This is a genomic window from Actinorugispora endophytica (genome assembly GCF_004363075.1).
Lineage (GTDB): Bacteria > Actinomycetota > Actinomycetes > Streptosporangiales > Streptosporangiaceae > Actinorugispora > Actinorugispora endophytica.
Genome location: NZ_SNYN01000043.1, coordinates 2,075 through 3,674, shown reverse-complemented (window position 1 = coordinate 3,674; position 1,600 = coordinate 2,075). Strand labels below are relative to the sequence as shown.

General features: G+C 57.9%; 1 rRNA gene (only partly in view). It reads right to left on the bottom strand.

Annotated features, from left to right (window positions below):
- Positions 1-1,546 (bottom strand): 23S ribosomal RNA (locus EV190_RS23185) (it extends 1,620 nt beyond the left edge of the window).
- Between the last annotated feature and the right edge of the window lie 54 nt (positions 1,547-1,600).

Genomic DNA, 1,600 nt, shown 5'->3' with positions numbered 1-1,600 from the left:
CAGCTTCAGTGGTGGTTAGCATCAGGAGATTCGATACTGGGCGCGTGTGAACGGGTACGGGAATATCAACCCGTTATCCATCGACTACGCCTGTCGGCCTCGCCTTAGGCCCCGACTCACCCTGGGCGGATTAACCTGCCCCAGGAACCCTTAGTCAATCGGCGCCAGTGTTTCTCACACTGGTTTCGCTACTCATGCCTGCATTCTCACTCCCACGCGATCCACCCCGGATCACTCCACGGCTTCACCTCACGCAGGACGCTCCCCTACCACACCGCACCAACGTACGGCATCCACAGCTTCGGCGGTGTACTTAAGCCCCGCTACATTATCGGCGCAGAATCACTTGACCAGTGAGCTATTACGCACTCTTTAAAGGATGGCTGCTTCTAAGCCAACCTCCTGGTTGTCTCAGCAACTCCACAGCCTTTCCCACTTAGCACACGCTTAGGGGCCTTAGCTGATGATCTGGGCTGTTTCCCTCTCGACTACGAAGCTTATCCCCCGCAGTCTCACTGCCACGCTAACTGTACCGGCATTCGGAGTTTAGCTGACGTCAGTAACCTTGTCGGGCCCATCAGCCAACCAGTAGCTCTACCTCCGGCAAGCACCACGTGACGCTGCACCTAAATGCATTTCGGGGAGAACCAGCTATCACGGAGTTTGATTGGCCTTTCACCCCTACCCACACCTCATCCCCCAGGTTTTCAACCCTGGTGGGTTCGGGCCTCCACGAAGTCTTACCTCCGCTTCACCCTGGACATGGGTAGATCACTCCGCTTCGGGTCCACAGCATGCGACTACGACCGCCCTATTCAGACTCGCTTTCGCTACGGCTACCCCACCCGGGTTAACCTCGCCACACACCATGACTCGCAGGCTCATTCTTCAAAAGGCACGCCATCACCCCACCCGAAGGCGAAGCTCTGACGGCTTGACAGCACACGGTTTCAGGTACTATTTCACGACCCCTCACCGGGGCACTTTTCACCTTTCCCTCACGGTACTAGTGCACTATCGGTCATCAGGACGTATTTAGGCTTAGCAGGTGGTCCTGCCAGATTCACACGGAATTTCACGGGCTCCGCGCTACTCGGGACAACGTCCAACACCGCGTCGAGGACTTCGCCTACGGGACTCTCACCCACTACGGCACCGTTTCCCACCGGTTTCGACTACCCTCGACCAAAGCGCTCCGGGCCGGCAGACCCGGACGGACGCATCCCACAACCCCGCACACGCAACCCCTGCCGGGTATCACACGCGCACGGTTTAGCCACATCCCCTTTCGCTCACCACTACTCAGGGAATCACAATTGTTTTCTCTTCCTGCGGGTACTGAGATGTTTCACTTCCCCGCGTCACCACCAACCACCCTATACATTCAGGTGGCGGCAACCCGACACAACTCGGGCTGGGTTCCCCCATTCGGACACCCACGGATCACAGCTCGGTTGACAGCTCCCCGTGGCCTATCGCGGCCTCCCACGTCCTTCATCGGCGCCTGATGCCAAGGCATCCACCGTGTGCCACTGTCACTTGGCCACCACAGATACAAGATGCTCGCGCACACTATCCACGAATCAAAACACACACCACG